Below are 12,814 nucleotides of genomic sequence, written 5' to 3'. Positions count from 1 at the left end.
AGGACACGGTTCTCCCATGATCAACGCCGCCGCGAGCGTCGTCGCCAGCATCCCGAGCCCGGAGATCAGCTACTTCGACCTCGGCCCCCTGCGCATCCACATCTACGCGCTGTGCATCATCACGGGCATCATCGCCGCGGTCCTGTGGACCAACGCGCGCTTGACGAAGCGGGGCGCCGAGCCCTGGGTGGTCATCGACATCTCGCTGCTGGCGGTGCCGCTGGCGATCATCGTCGCCCGCATCTACCACGTGCTCACGCACTGGGGCTTCTACTTCGGCGAGGGCGCGAACCCCATGTCGGCGCTGTACATCTGGGAGGGCGGCATCGCGATCTACGGCGCCCTCATCGGCGGTGCCATCGGCGCCTGGCTCGGCTGCCGCTGGACCGGGATCCGCTTCTGGACCTTCGCCGACGCGCTGGCGCCCGGCCTCCTGCTGGCCCAGGCCATCGGCCGCTTCGGCAACTGGTTCAACCAGGAGCTGTACGGTCTTCCCACCGACGTGCCGTGGGGTCTCGAGATCGACTACCCGAACCCCGCGTGGCCCATCGGGCTGCCCGAGGGCACGCTGTTCCACCCCACCTTCCTCTACGAGGTGATCTGGAACGTGCTCGGCGTCGTCTTCCTGGTGGTGGTCGGTCGGGCCTTCCGTCTGCAGTGGGGTCGCCTCTTCGCCCTCTACCTCGTCTGGTACAGCGCCGGGCGCATCGTGTGGGAGACGATCCGCGTCGACCCGAGCGAGATCATCCTGGGCCTGCGCACGAACGTCTGGGCCGCGATCTTCGGCGTGATCCTGGGGCTCGTGATCTTCTTCGTCCAGAAGCGCCGCCACCCCGGCCTGGAGCCGTCGCCCTACGTGTCCGGCCGCGAGTGGAATGCCGGACAGGCTGTACAATCGCAGGACACCGACGACTTCGTCGACGTCAGCGAACCCCCGACGTCCGAGGCCGACGGGGTCAGCGCCACAAGCACCCCTGCCACGAAATAACGCGCTCCTCGCCCCGAGAGAGAGCGCGCCCGGGCCGACGTCGTCCCATCTTGAGTATCAACGTGAGGACGGTAGGTATGGCTTCGAGCCCCCGTCATGTCACCTCCACCGAGGTGAGGACCCCCGCATCGTCGGGACAGGCCGGCTTCCCCGCGAAGCAGGGCATGTACAACCCTGCGTTCGAGAAGGACGCGTGCGGCCTGGCGATGGTCGCGACGCTGCGCGGCGAGGCCGGACACGACATCATCGACCTGGCGCTCACGGCGCTGCGCAACCTCGAGCACCGCGGAGCCATCGGCTCCGACGCCGGCACCGGTGACGGTGCGGGCATCCTCACGCAGATGCCGGATGCCTTCCTGCGCGCCGTGGTCGACTTCGAGCTGCCGCCCGTCGGCGAGTACGCCGCCGGCATGGTGTTCCTCCCGCGCGACGACGAGGCACGCAAGGCCCAGAAGGCGGGGATCGAGCGGATCGCGGCATCCGAGAACCTGACCGTCCTCGGATGGCGCGACGTGCCCACCGCGGAGGAGAACCTCGGCAAGCTCGCCTTCCAGGCGCGGCCGGTGTTCGAGCAGCTCTTCGTGTCGCGCCCGGCGACCGGCGACGCCCCTGCGCTGTCGGGGATCGCCCTGGACCGGCGCACCTTCCGCCTGCGCAAGCGCGCCCGCACCGAGCTCGACGCGTACTTCGTGTCGCTGTCCGCGCGGACGCTCGGCTACAAGGGCATGGTGACGACGCTGCAGCTCGAGCCCTTCTACCCGGACCTGCAGGACGAGCGCTTCGCGTCGGAGCTGGCCGTCGTCCACTCGCGCTACTCCACCAACACCTTCCCGTCGTGGCCGCTCGCGCAGCCGCTGCGCATGCTCGCGCACAACGGCGAGATCAACACGGTCAACGGCAACCGCAACTGGATGCGCGCACGCCAGTCCCAGCTCGAGTCCGAGCTGCTGGGCGACATCCGTCCGCTGCTGCCGATCTGCACCGAGGGCGCCAGCGACTCCGCGTCCTTCGACGAGGTGCTCGAGCTCCTCACCCTGACCGGCCGCAGCCTGCCGCACGCCATCATGATGATGGTGCCGGAGGCGTACGAGAAGCAGGCCGACATCGACCCGAAGCTGCGCGCCTTCTACGAGTTCCACTCCATGCAGATGGAGCCTTGGGACGGCCCGGCCGCGCTCATCTTCACCGACGGCACGCTCGTCGGCGCCACCCTCGACCGCAACGGCCTCCGCCCCGGGCGCTGGACCGAGACCACCGACGGCCTGATCGTGATCGGCAGCGAGACCGGCGTGCTCGACATCGCGCCGGAGCGCATCAAGCGCCGCGGACGGCTCCGCCCCGGACGCATGTTCCTCGTCGACACCGAGCAGCGCCGCATCATCGAGGACGACGAGATCAAGGCCGGCCTGGCCGATCTCGAGCCCTGGCAGGAGTGGCTGGACGCGGGCCGCGTGCGTCTGGCCGAGCTTCCCGAGCGCGAGCACATCGTGCACCCGATCGCCTCGATCACCCGCCGTCAGCGCACGTTCGGGTACACCGAGGAGGAGGTCAAGATCCTCCTCGCGCCGATGGGTCAGAACGGCGCGGAGCCGCTCGGCGCGATGGGTTCCGACACCCCGGTCGCCGTGCTCAGCGAGCGTCCGCGACTCCTGTTCGACTACTTCACGCAGCAGTTCGCCCAGGTCACCAACCCGCCGCTGGACTCGATCCGCGAAGAGGTCGTCACGTCCCTGTCGCTGGGCCTCGGACCGGAGCGCAACCTCCTGGAGTGGGGACCCGACCACACGCGCGTGGTCACCCTCGACTTCCCGGTGATCGACAACGACGAGCTCGCCAAGATCCAGCACATCGACACGGCGCTGCCGGGCCGCACCTCGGTCACCATCCGCGGCCTGTACCGCGTCGAGGCCGGCCACAAGGGCATGCGCAAGCGCCTGGAGCAGATGTGCCAGGAGGTCGACCAGGCCATCGAGGACGGCGCCGAGTTCATCGTGCTGTCCGACCGCGACTCCAACAAGGACCTCGCGCCCATCCCGTCGCTGCTCATGCTCGCCGCGGTGCACCACCACCTCATCCGCAAGCAGACCCGCATGAAGTGCGGTCTCGTGGTCGAGGCGGGCGATGTGCGCGAGGTGCACCACATCGCCACGCTCATCGGCTACGGCGCGTCCGCGGTGAACCCGTACCTGGCGATGGAGACCGTCGAGTACCTGGTGCGCGCCGGCATGATCACCGGCATCTCGCCGCAGAAGGCCGTCAAGAACCTGATCTACGCGCTCGGCAAGGGCGTGCTGAAGATCATGTCGAAGATGGGGATCTCGACCGTCTCGTCGTACGCGGGCGCCCAGGTGTTCGAGGCCGTCGGCCTGTCGCAGGACTTCGTCGACACCTACTTCACGGGGACGGAGTCCAAGCTCGGCGGCGTCGGGCTCGACGTCATCGCCGCCGAGAACGCCGCCCGGCACGCCTACGCGTACCCCGAGGACGCCGCCGTGCGCGCGCACGAGCGGCTCTGGACGGGCGGCGAGTACCAGTGGCGCCGCGACGGCTCGCCGCACCTGTTCAACCCCGACACGGTGTTCCGCCTGCAGCACTCGACGCGCACGCGGCGGTACGACATCTTCCGCGAGTACACCAAGCTGGTCGACGACCAGGCGGGCGAGCTGAAGACGCTGCGCGGACTGTTCGCGCTGAAGACCGAGGGACGCACGCCGGTGCCGATCGACGAGGTCGAGCCGGTCTCGTCCATCGTCAAGCGGTTCTCGACGGGTGCGATGAGCTACGGGTCGATCTCGAAGGAAGCGCACGAGACGCTGGCGATCGCGATGAACCGCCTCGGCGGCAAGTCGAACACCGGCGAGGGCGGCGAGGACGTCGATCGCCTGCTCGACCCCGAGCGCCGCAGCTCGATCAAGCAGGTGGCCTCGGGTCGCTTCGGCGTCACGAGCCTGTACCTCACGGAGTCCGACGACATCCAGATCAAGCTGGCCCAGGGCGCCAAGCCGGGCGAGGGCGGGCAGCTGCCCCCGACGAAGGTGTACCCGTGGGTGGCGCGCACGCGCCATGCGACCGCGGGCGTCGGCCTCATCTCGCCGCCGCCGCACCACGACATCTACTCGATCGAGGACCTCAAGCAGCTGATCTTCGACCTCAAGCGCGCGAATCCCGGCGCCCGGGTCCACGTGAAGCTCGTGAGCCAGTCGGGCATCGGGGCCGTCGCCGCGGGCACGGCGAAGGCGCTGGCGGACGTCATCCTGGTCTCCGGCCACGACGGCGGGACGGGCGCGAGCCCGCTGAACTCGCTGAAGCACGCCGGTACGCCGTGGGAGCTGGGCCTGGCCGAGACGCAGCAGACGCTCATGCTCAACGGCATGCGCGACCGGGTGGTCGTGCAGGTCGACGGCCAGCTGAAGACCGGCCGCGACGTGATCATCGGCGCGCTGCTCGGCGCGGAGGAGTTCGGCTTCGCCACGGCTCCGCTCGTGGTCTCGGGCTGCATCATGATGCGCGTGTGCCACCTCGACACCTGCCCCGTGGGTGTCGCCACGCAGAACCCGACGCTGCGCGCACGCTTCAACGGCAAGCCCGAGTTCGTGGTGAACTTCATGGAGTTCATCGCCGAGGAGGTGCGCGAGTACCTCGCCGAGCTGGGCTTCCGCTCGCTCGACGAGGCGATCGGCCGCAGCGACCTGCTCGACGTCGACGGCGCGGTCCGGCACTGGAAGGCGAGCGGACTCGACCTCGCACCGGTGCTCGCCGGCCCCGTCTTCGCCGACGACGAGCCCCGCCGCAACACGACGGGCCAGAAGCACGAGCTCGAGGAGCACTTCGACGTCGCCCTGCTCGAGCGCGCCCAGGATGTCGTCGCCCACGGCGGCCAGATCACCATCGATCTGCCCATCCGCAACACCGAGCGCGCGGTCGGGACCCTGCTGGGCCACCACGTCACGCGCGCCCACGGCGAGAACGGCCTGCCGTCGGGCAGCATCGTGGTGAACCTGACCGGCTCGGCCGGGCAGTCGTTCGGCGCGTTCATGCCCGCCGGCATCACGCTGCGACTGGAGGGCGACTCCAACGACTACGTCGGCAAGGGCCTGTCCGGCGGACAGATCGTGGTCCGGCCGCCGCGGGGTGCCTCCTTCGACGCGTCGAAGAACGTCATCGCCGGCAACGTCATCGGCTACGGCGCGACCCAGGGCACGATGTTCCTGCGCGGTGTCGTGGGCGAGCGCTTCTTCGTGCGCAACTCGGGCGCGACGGCGGTCGTCGAGGGTGTCGGCGACCACGCGCTGGAGTACATGACCGGCGGCCTCGCCGTCATCCTCGGCGCGACGGGCCGCAACCTCGGCGCCGGCATGTCGGGCGGCACCGCGTACGTGTACCGGCTCGACACCAAGCTTGTCAACCGGGAGGCCCTCGCCAGCGGCGAGCTCGTCCTGGGCGAACTCGGCTCCGGCGACGCCGAGATCCTCCGCGACCTGCTCGAGCAGCACGTCGCGGAGACCGAATCGACTCTCGCCCAAGCGCTCCTCGACGACTTCGAGGCGGAGCTGGCGAACTTCGTCCGGGTGCTGCCGCGCGACTACGCCGCAGTGCTGCAGACCCGGCAGGCGGCCGTCGCGGAGGGGCTCGACCCCGACGGAGACGTCGTCTGGAACCGCATCCTGGAGGTGACAGGTGGCTGACCCGAAAGGCTTTCTCAAGGTCACCGAGCGCGAGCTGCCCCCGCGGCGGCCGGTGCCGGTGCGCATCATGGACTGGAAAGAGGTCTACGAGCCGGGCGACTCCGCCGTGCTGCGCCGGCAGGCCGGCCGCTGCATGGACTGCGGCGTCCCGTTCTGCCACAAGGGCTGCCCGCTGGGAAACCTCATCCCGGAATGGAACGACCTGACGTGGCGCGGCGAGGGCCGTGCCGCCAGTGAGCGCCTGCACGCCACGAACAACTTCCCGGAGTTCACCGGCAGGCTCTGCCCGGCGCCGTGCGAGAGCTCGTGCGTGCTCGGCATCAACCAGCCTGCCGTGACCATCAAGCAGGTCGAGGTCTCGATCGCCGACGAGGCGTTCGCGAACGGCTGGATCGAGCCGGAGCCCCCCGGTCGCCTGACCGGCAAGACCGTCGCCGTCGTCGGCTCGGGTCCCGCCGGGCTCGCGGCGGCCCAGCAGCTCACGCGCGCCGGCCACACGGTGGCGGTGTTCGAGCGCGACGACCGCATCGGCGGTCTCCTGCGCTACGGCATCCCGGACTTCAAGATGGAGAAGAAGCACCTCGAGGTCCGGCTCCGCCAGATGCAGGACGAGGGCACGCGCTTCCGCGCCGGCGTCGAGATCGGCAAGGACATCTCGTGGGCCGATCTGCGCGCCCGGTACGACGCGGTCGTCGTCGCGACGGGCTCGACCGTGCCGCGAGAGCTGCCGATCCCCGGACGGGACCTCGCCGGCGTGCACTTCGCGATGGAGTACCTCGTGGAGTCCAACAAGGCTGTCGCGGGCGACGCGGTTCCCCATCAGATCACCGCGCAGGGCAAGCACGTCGTCGTCATCGGCGGCGGCGACACCGGCGCCGACTGCATCGGCACGGCCCACCGTCACGGTGCGCTGAGCGTGACGAACCTCGCGATCGGCCGCCAGCCCCCGGGCGAGCGCCCCGAGCACCAGCCCTGGCCGATGACGCCGACGGTGTTCGAGGTGCAGTCCGCCCACGAAGAGGGCGGGGAGCGCTCCTACCTGGCCTCCACCGTCGAGTTCCTCGCCAACGGCGCGGGAGAGGTGCGCGCGCTGCGCGTCGCCGAGACCGAGTTCGTCGACGGCCGCCGCGTCCCCAAGAGCGGCACCGAACGGGAGATCCCGGCCGACCTCGTGCTCATCGCGATGGGCTTCACCGGCCCCGAGCGCAGCCTGCTCGAGGAGCAGCTGGGCGCGCGCTTCACCGAGCGCGGGAACGTGCGCCGCGAGGACGACTACCAGACGACCGCCCCGGGCGTCTTCGTGGCCGGCGACGCCGGTCGCGGCCAGTCGCTGATCGTGTGGGCCATCGCCGAGGGCCGTGCCGCCGCGGCGAGCGTCGACCGGTACCTCATGGGCGACACCGAGCTGCCCGCTCCGGTGCGCCCCACGGATGTCGCCATCGGCCTGCAGCCCGCGTAGGCTGGCCGAGGCATTCGCCAATCCACCCCAACCCGGAGATACCACGGATGAGACGCGCGAAGATCGTCGCCACCCTGGGTCCGGCCACATCCACGTATGAGATGGTCCGTGCGATCATCGATGCCGGTGTGGACGTCGCCCGCTTCAACCTGAGCCACGGGGACTACTCGGTCCACGACAACAATTTCGCCAACGTGCGCAAGGCCGCGGAGGACGCCGGCCGCGCCGTCGCGATCCTCGTCGACCTGCAGGGCCCGAAGATCCGACTCGGCAAGTTCGAGAACGGTCCCCACGAGCTCGCCGTCGGCGACATCTTCAAGATCACCACCGAGGACATCCTCGGCACGAAGGAGATCGTCGGGACGACGTTCAAGGGCCTCCCAAACGACGTCAAGGCCGGCGACTTCCTCCTCATCGACGACGGCAAGGTGCGCGTGAAGGTCCTCGAGACCGACGGCACGGTCGTGACCACCGAGGTCGTCGTGGGCGGCGCGGTGTCCAACAACAAGGGCATCAACCTCCCCGGTGTCGCCGTCAACGTCCCGGCCCTGTCCGAGAAGGACGAGGCGGATCTGCGCTGGGGCCTCCGCGCCGGCGCCGACCTCATCGCGCTGTCGTTCGTCCGCGACGCCAAGGACGTGCAGCGCGTGCACGTGATCATGGCCGAGGAGAGCCGGCACGTCCCGGTCATCGCCAAGATCGAGAAGCCGCAGGCGGTCGACAACCTCGAAGAGATCATCGACGCGTTCGACGGCATCATGGTGGCCCGCGGCGACCTGGCCGTCGAGCTGCCGCTGGAGGCGGTGCCGATCGTGCAGAAGCGCGCGGTGGAGCTCTGCCGCCGCATGGCCAAGCCCGTCATCGTCGCGACGCAGATGCTCGAGTCGATGACGCACTCCCCGGTACCCACCCGCGCCGAGGCCTCCGACGTCGCCAACGCCGTCCTCGACGGCGCCGACGCCGTGATGCTGTCGGGCGAGACCAGCGTCGGCGACTACCCGGTGGTGACCGTCGAGACCATGGCGCGCATCATCGGCTCGACCGAGGAGCACGGCCTCGAGCGCATCCTGCCGCTCACGACGAAGCCGCGCACCCAGGGCGGAGCCATCACGCTCGCCGCCAACGAGGTGGCCGAGTTCGTCGAGGCCAAGTTCCTGTGCATCTTCACGGAGTCCGGCGACACGGCCCGGCGCATGTCGCGCCTGCGCCCGCGCATCCCCATGATCGGGTTCGCCCCCGAGCCGGCGATCCGCCGCCGCATGGCCATCACGTGGGGCGTGCAGTCGACACTCGTCGAGCACGTCGCGCACACCGACCTGATGTTCATCCAGGTCGACGACTACCTGCTGTCGAACGACCTGGCGAAGGTCGGCGACAAGGTCGTCGTGATCTCGGGATCGCCTCCCGGGATCATCGGCTCCACGAACGACATCCGCATCCACAAGGTGGGCGACGCGGTGCACGGCAAGGCGCCGATCTACAAGACGCGCGACTGACCGGGCTCAGCCCACGCGGCTGAGCAGGTCGTTCTCGATGACGGTGTCGAGGGCGAGCGTCTTGTAGCCGTGTTCCTCGAAGAACACGGTGAGACGGTCGCCCTCCACCGCCGAGACGGCTCCCCGGCCCCACTCGGTGTGCTCGACCTCCGCGCCGGAGGGGAACGGCGCCCCGGCCTCGTCCGTCGCCGCGTCCGCCGCGGTGCCGGCACGGCACGTGTCGCAGCTGCCGCAGGGCGCGTCGAGATCCTCGCCGAAGTAGCGCAGGAGGGCGCGTCGCCGGCAGTCGCGCGTCTCCGCGTAGCGCCGCATCACGTCCAGCCGCGACTGCTCGATCCGCTCGCGACGCTCCGACGCCTCCGCGGCGCGGGCCGCTGCTTCGGACGGGCTGACGGATGCCGCCGCCACCGCCCCGCGGCGGCCGACGCGAACCACCCCGCCTTCGACGAGCAGGTTGATCAGGTGCGTGACCCTGCGGGGCGGCGCATCGACGGCCGCCGCCAGCGCCTTCGTCGGGAGCGGTCCGTCGGCCTTCGCCACGGCGGAGTACGCCGCGGCGAGCTCGTCGAGGTCGACGCTGCGCGAGACGAAGTAGGTGCGGATGCCGAGGTCCTCCTGGCGGTAGAAGAGCGTGGCGTCCGCCGCGTCGCCGTCCCTGCCCGCACGGCCGATCTCCTGGTAGTACGCGTCGAGCGACTCGGGCACCGATGCGTGCGTCACGAAGCGCACGTCGGGCTTGTCGATGCCCATCCCGAACGCGTTGGTGGCGACGACCAGGTCGACCTCGTCCGCGAGGAAGGCCCGGTGGGTCTCCTCGCGCTCGGACCGCGACAGGCCGGCGTGGTAGACGCGGACGCGAGAGCCCGCCTCGGCGATCGTCGCCGCGTACTCCTCGGCCTCGCGCCTCGTCGCGGTGTAGAGGAGTCCCGATCCCGTCATCGCCGACACGTGTGCGATGACGGCGGCGCGCTTCTCGTCGGCGGTGACGGCTCGGCGCACGGTCAGGTCGATGTTCGGGCGGTCCACCCCGTGCACGACGACGGCGGGGTCGACGAGCCGCAGCCGCTCGGCGACCTCGACACGCACCGGCTCGGCACCCGTGGCGGTGAGCGCGACCACCGGGGGAGCGCCGAGCCTCTCGCGCACCGCGCCCAGCCGCAGGTAGTCAGGCCGGAAGTCGTGGCCCCAGCTGGCCACGCAGTGCGCTTCGTCGACGGCCAGCAGCGCCACTCCGACGTCGCGGAGCGCGGCCACGACGTCGTCCTTCGACAGCTGCTCCGGCGTGAGGAACAGGTATCCCACGGCGCCCGACCGGAGCTCGTCCCACAGCTCGGCGGTCGCACGCTCGCCGAGCGTCGAGTTGAGGACCGCCCCGCGCGCGGCGCGCGGTGCGGACGACAGCTGCGCGACCTGGTCGTCCTGAAGGGCGATGAGCGGGGACACCACGACGGTGAGACCGTCGCGCAGTGCGCCCGCGAGCTGGTAGACGGCGGACTTCCCGGCGCCCGTGGGCAGGACCACGATGGCGTCGCGCCCGGCGACCAGCGCGTCGATCGCCTCGGACTGTCCGGCGCGCAGCGTCGTCCAGCCGAAGATCTCGCGCGCCGCCCGGGCGATGGCCGTGTCGGGCATCCGGGTCCTCTCCCTCGTGACGGAGTGGCCATCCTCGCATCTCGCGTGAATCCGCCCCGCGGGGTTGACACGCCCGGCGCGCCCATAGGTCCCGGCACGGCCGGACGCTACGCTATCGCCACCACATCTCGCCGACAGGGGACGCCATGTTCTTCAACGACTTCATCTGGTTCCTGCTCTGGAGCTTCTACTTCATCGCCTATCTCTACGTGGTGATCGTGATCATCACGGACCTGTTCCGTGACGACAAGCTCAACGGCTGGATGAAGGCGCTGTGGATCATCCTCCTGGTGTTCGTGCCTTTCCTCACCGCGCTGATCTACGTGATCGCCCGCGGGAAGGGCATGGCGGAGCGCGCCCAGGCCGCGCGCGGGGGAGTGGTGGCCGAAGCGGACGACTACCGTCCGGCCGCCTCCACCAGCCCCGCCGAGGACATCGCCAAGGCGAAGGAGCTCCTCGATGCCGGCATCATCACGCAGGGCGAGTTCGACGCCCTCAAGAGCAAGGCCCTGGGCAACCAGTACTTCGGCGCCTAGCGCCGGCGCAGCAGAAGAGCGGATGCCTCGGGGTCGAGGCATCCGCTCATCTGCTCTTGGGCCGGAGCGCGCGTCAGCTGATCTTGCGACGGTAGATCGCCATCGACGCGACGTAGGCGACGACGAGGATGCCCACGAGCCACGCCATCGCGACCCAGATCTCGCTGCCCACGGGCTCGCCGGCGAACAGTGCCCGCATCGAGTCGACGATCGACGTCACCGGTTGGTTCTCGGCGAACCACTGCACCGGGGCCGGCATGCTCTCGGTCGGCACGAAGGCCGAGCTGATGAACGGCAGGAAGATCAGCGGGTACGAGAACGCGCTCGCGCCGTCGACGGTCTTCGCGGTCAGTCCGGGGATCACCGCGAGCCACGTGAGCGCCAGGGTGAACAGCACGAGCATGCCCGCCACGCCGAGCCAGGCGCCGAGGCTCGCCCCGGTGCGGAAGCCCATGAGCAGCGCGACGCCGATGACGATCGCGAGCGAGACGACGATCGACACGAGCGACGTCAGCACGTGCGCCCACAGCACCCCCGACCGCGAGATCGGCAGCGACTGGAACCGCTCGAAGATGCCGCTCTTCATGTCGAGGAACAGCCGATAGGCGGTGTATGCGATGCCCGAGGCGATGGTGATGAGCAGGATGCCGGGCAGCATGTAGTCGATGTACGACCCGCGGTCGGCACCGGTGTCGATCGCGCCGCCGAAGACGTAGACGAACAGCAGCATCAGGGCGATCGGTGTGACCGCCGTGGTGATGATGGTGTCGGGGCTGCGCAGGATGTGGCGCAGCGACCGACCGGTGAGTACGGCGGTGTCGCCGATGGCGTGAGAGGTCATCGCCCTTCCTTCCGTGTCGTGGCGGTGCCGGTCCCGGCCTCGCCGGCTTCCGCGGCGCCGTCCTCGCCCGTCAGGGCGAAGAAGACGTCCTCCAGGCTCGGCTGCTTCTCGACGTACTCGACCTTCGCCGCGGGGAGCAGCTGCTTGAGCTCGCTCAGGGAGCCGTTCACGATGATCCGGCCCTTGTGGAGGATCGCGATCCGGTCCGCGAGCTGCTCGGCCTCTTCGAGGTACTGGGTGGTGAGCAGGACGGTCGTGCCGCCCCGCGCGAGCTCTCTGACGGCATCCCACACCTCCAGGCGGGCCGCCGGGTCGAGGCCCGTGGTGGGCTCGTCCAGGAAGATCACCGGCGGGTCGCCGATGAGGCTCATGGCGATGTCGAGCCGCCGGCGCATACCGCCGGAGTAGGTCGCGACCTTGCGCGAACCCGCGTCGGTGAGCGAGAAGCGCGCGAGGAGGTCGTCGGCCACGGCGCCCGGATCGGGCAGGTGGCGCAGCTGCGCGATGAGCATCAGGTTCTCGCGCCCGCTGAGGACCTCGTCGACCGCCGCGAACTGCCCCGTGAGGCTGATCGTCTCCCGGACCTTCTGGGACTGCGCGACCACATCGAAGCCGGCGACCGCGGCCTTGCCGGCGTCGGCCTTCAGCAGCGTCGACAGGATTCGCACGACGGTGGTCTTGCCTGCTCCGTTGGAGCCGAGAAGGGCGAAGATGCTGCCCCTCTTCACATCGAAGTCGACGCCTCGCAGCACGTGCAGGTCCTTGTACGACTTCTCCAGGCCGGCGACCTGGATGACGGTGGCGGCGGTCATCGGTTCTCTCCTCGCTCTGCGTCGTCGATCGCCTTGTTGAGGCGCTCGCGCTCCTTGTCGATCCACTGCCTGCCCGAATAGGCGGCGGTGAACTCCTGCGCGAACGCCGACGGGTCCTCGCCCACGATGTCGCGCACGGGGGTGTGGTCGGCGGCGGCGCGCTCCCACATGTCGGCGGAGTCGCTGAGCATCTGGACCATGGACTCGCCGTCGGTCATGCCGCCGACGGTCATGAAGTACCGCTCCACGGCCTTCGCCGCGGCACGGTAGGGCTCCGGCAGGGCCTCGATGCGTGCCTTGTACTGCTTGTACTGCTTCTTCTGCTCGAGCGAGCCGGTGACGACCTCGTACCACTTGGCGGCCAT

9 protein-coding genes are annotated in these 12,814 nt (G+C 69.9%); 5 read left to right on the top strand and 4 right to left on the bottom strand.

The genetic code is table 11. The features are described 5' to 3' along the window. Window positions 1–16: 16 nt before the first annotated feature. The 4 genes from lgt to pyk all read left to right on the top strand — a co-directional run bounded on the left by lgt (window position 17) and on the right by pyk (window position 8,628). Window positions 17–988, top strand: coding sequence for a prolipoprotein diacylglyceryl transferase (gene lgt, locus V6R91_RS27960; RefSeq protein WP_336397958.1), 972 nt, complete (start codon window positions 17–19; stop codon window positions 986–988). A gap of 77 nt (window positions 989–1,065) precedes the next feature. Then, window positions 1,066–5,673 carry a glutamate synthase large subunit gene (gene gltB, locus V6R91_RS27955; protein ID WP_378880759.1) on the top strand — a complete coding sequence of 1,536 codons (4,608 nt, stop codon included), beginning with the start codon at window positions 1,066–1,068 and terminating at the stop codon, window positions 5,671–5,673. Next, window positions 5,666–7,132: a glutamate synthase subunit beta gene (locus V6R91_RS27950; RefSeq protein WP_336397957.1), complete on the top strand. Its 1,467-nt coding sequence runs from the start codon at window positions 5,666–5,668 to the stop codon at window positions 7,130–7,132. The genes gltB and V6R91_RS27950 overlap by 8 nt, the downstream gene beginning before the upstream one ends. A gap of 47 nt (window positions 7,133–7,179) precedes the next feature. Next, a complete protein-coding gene (gene pyk, locus V6R91_RS27945) occupies window positions 7,180–8,628 on the top strand; it encodes a pyruvate kinase (protein WP_336397956.1) in 1,449 nt (482 codons plus the stop codon). Between the two features lie 6 nt (window positions 8,629–8,634). On the opposite strand, the gene V6R91_RS27940 is transcribed toward pyk, so the two are convergent. Then, on the bottom strand, window positions 8,635–10,260 hold the full coding sequence (locus tag V6R91_RS27940; protein ID WP_336397955.1) for a RecQ family ATP-dependent DNA helicase: 1,626 nt from the start codon (window positions 10,258–10,260) through the stop codon (window positions 8,635–8,637). A 146-nt stretch (window positions 10,261–10,406) separates the two neighbouring features. Between V6R91_RS27940 and V6R91_RS27935 the strand changes: the two genes are divergently transcribed. Then, a complete protein-coding gene (locus V6R91_RS27935) occupies window positions 10,407–10,796 on the top strand; it encodes an SHOCT domain-containing protein (RefSeq protein ID WP_336397954.1) in 390 nt (129 codons plus the stop codon). A gap of 73 nt (window positions 10,797–10,869) precedes the next feature. Here the strand turns inward: V6R91_RS27935 and V6R91_RS27930 are convergent, their stop codons facing one another. Genes V6R91_RS27930 through V6R91_RS27920 form a run of 3 tightly spaced genes read right to left on the bottom strand, consistent with a single transcriptional unit; the run spans window position 10,870 to window position 12,814 of the window. Further along, window positions 10,870–11,637 carry an ABC transporter permease gene (locus tag V6R91_RS27930; RefSeq protein WP_336397953.1) on the bottom strand — a complete coding sequence of 256 codons (768 nt, stop codon included), beginning with the start codon at window positions 11,635–11,637 and terminating at the stop codon, window positions 10,870–10,872. Further along, window positions 11,634–12,449 carry an ABC transporter ATP-binding protein gene (locus V6R91_RS27925; protein WP_336397952.1) on the bottom strand — a complete coding sequence of 272 codons (816 nt, stop codon included), beginning with the start codon at window positions 12,447–12,449 and terminating at the stop codon, window positions 11,634–11,636. Before V6R91_RS27925 ends, V6R91_RS27930 begins: the two co-directional genes overlap by 4 nt. After that, window positions 12,446–12,814 (bottom strand): DUF1048 domain-containing protein, encoded by a 369-nt coding sequence (locus V6R91_RS27920; protein WP_336397951.1) that lies wholly within the window; start codon window positions 12,812–12,814, stop codon window positions 12,446–12,448. Before V6R91_RS27920 ends, V6R91_RS27925 begins: the two co-directional genes overlap by 4 nt.

Source organism: Microbacterium sp. CCNWLW41 (genome assembly GCF_037083505.1).
The sequence above is the reverse complement of the archived record's forward strand: the minus strand, read 5'-3'. Positions and strand labels throughout refer to the sequence as shown.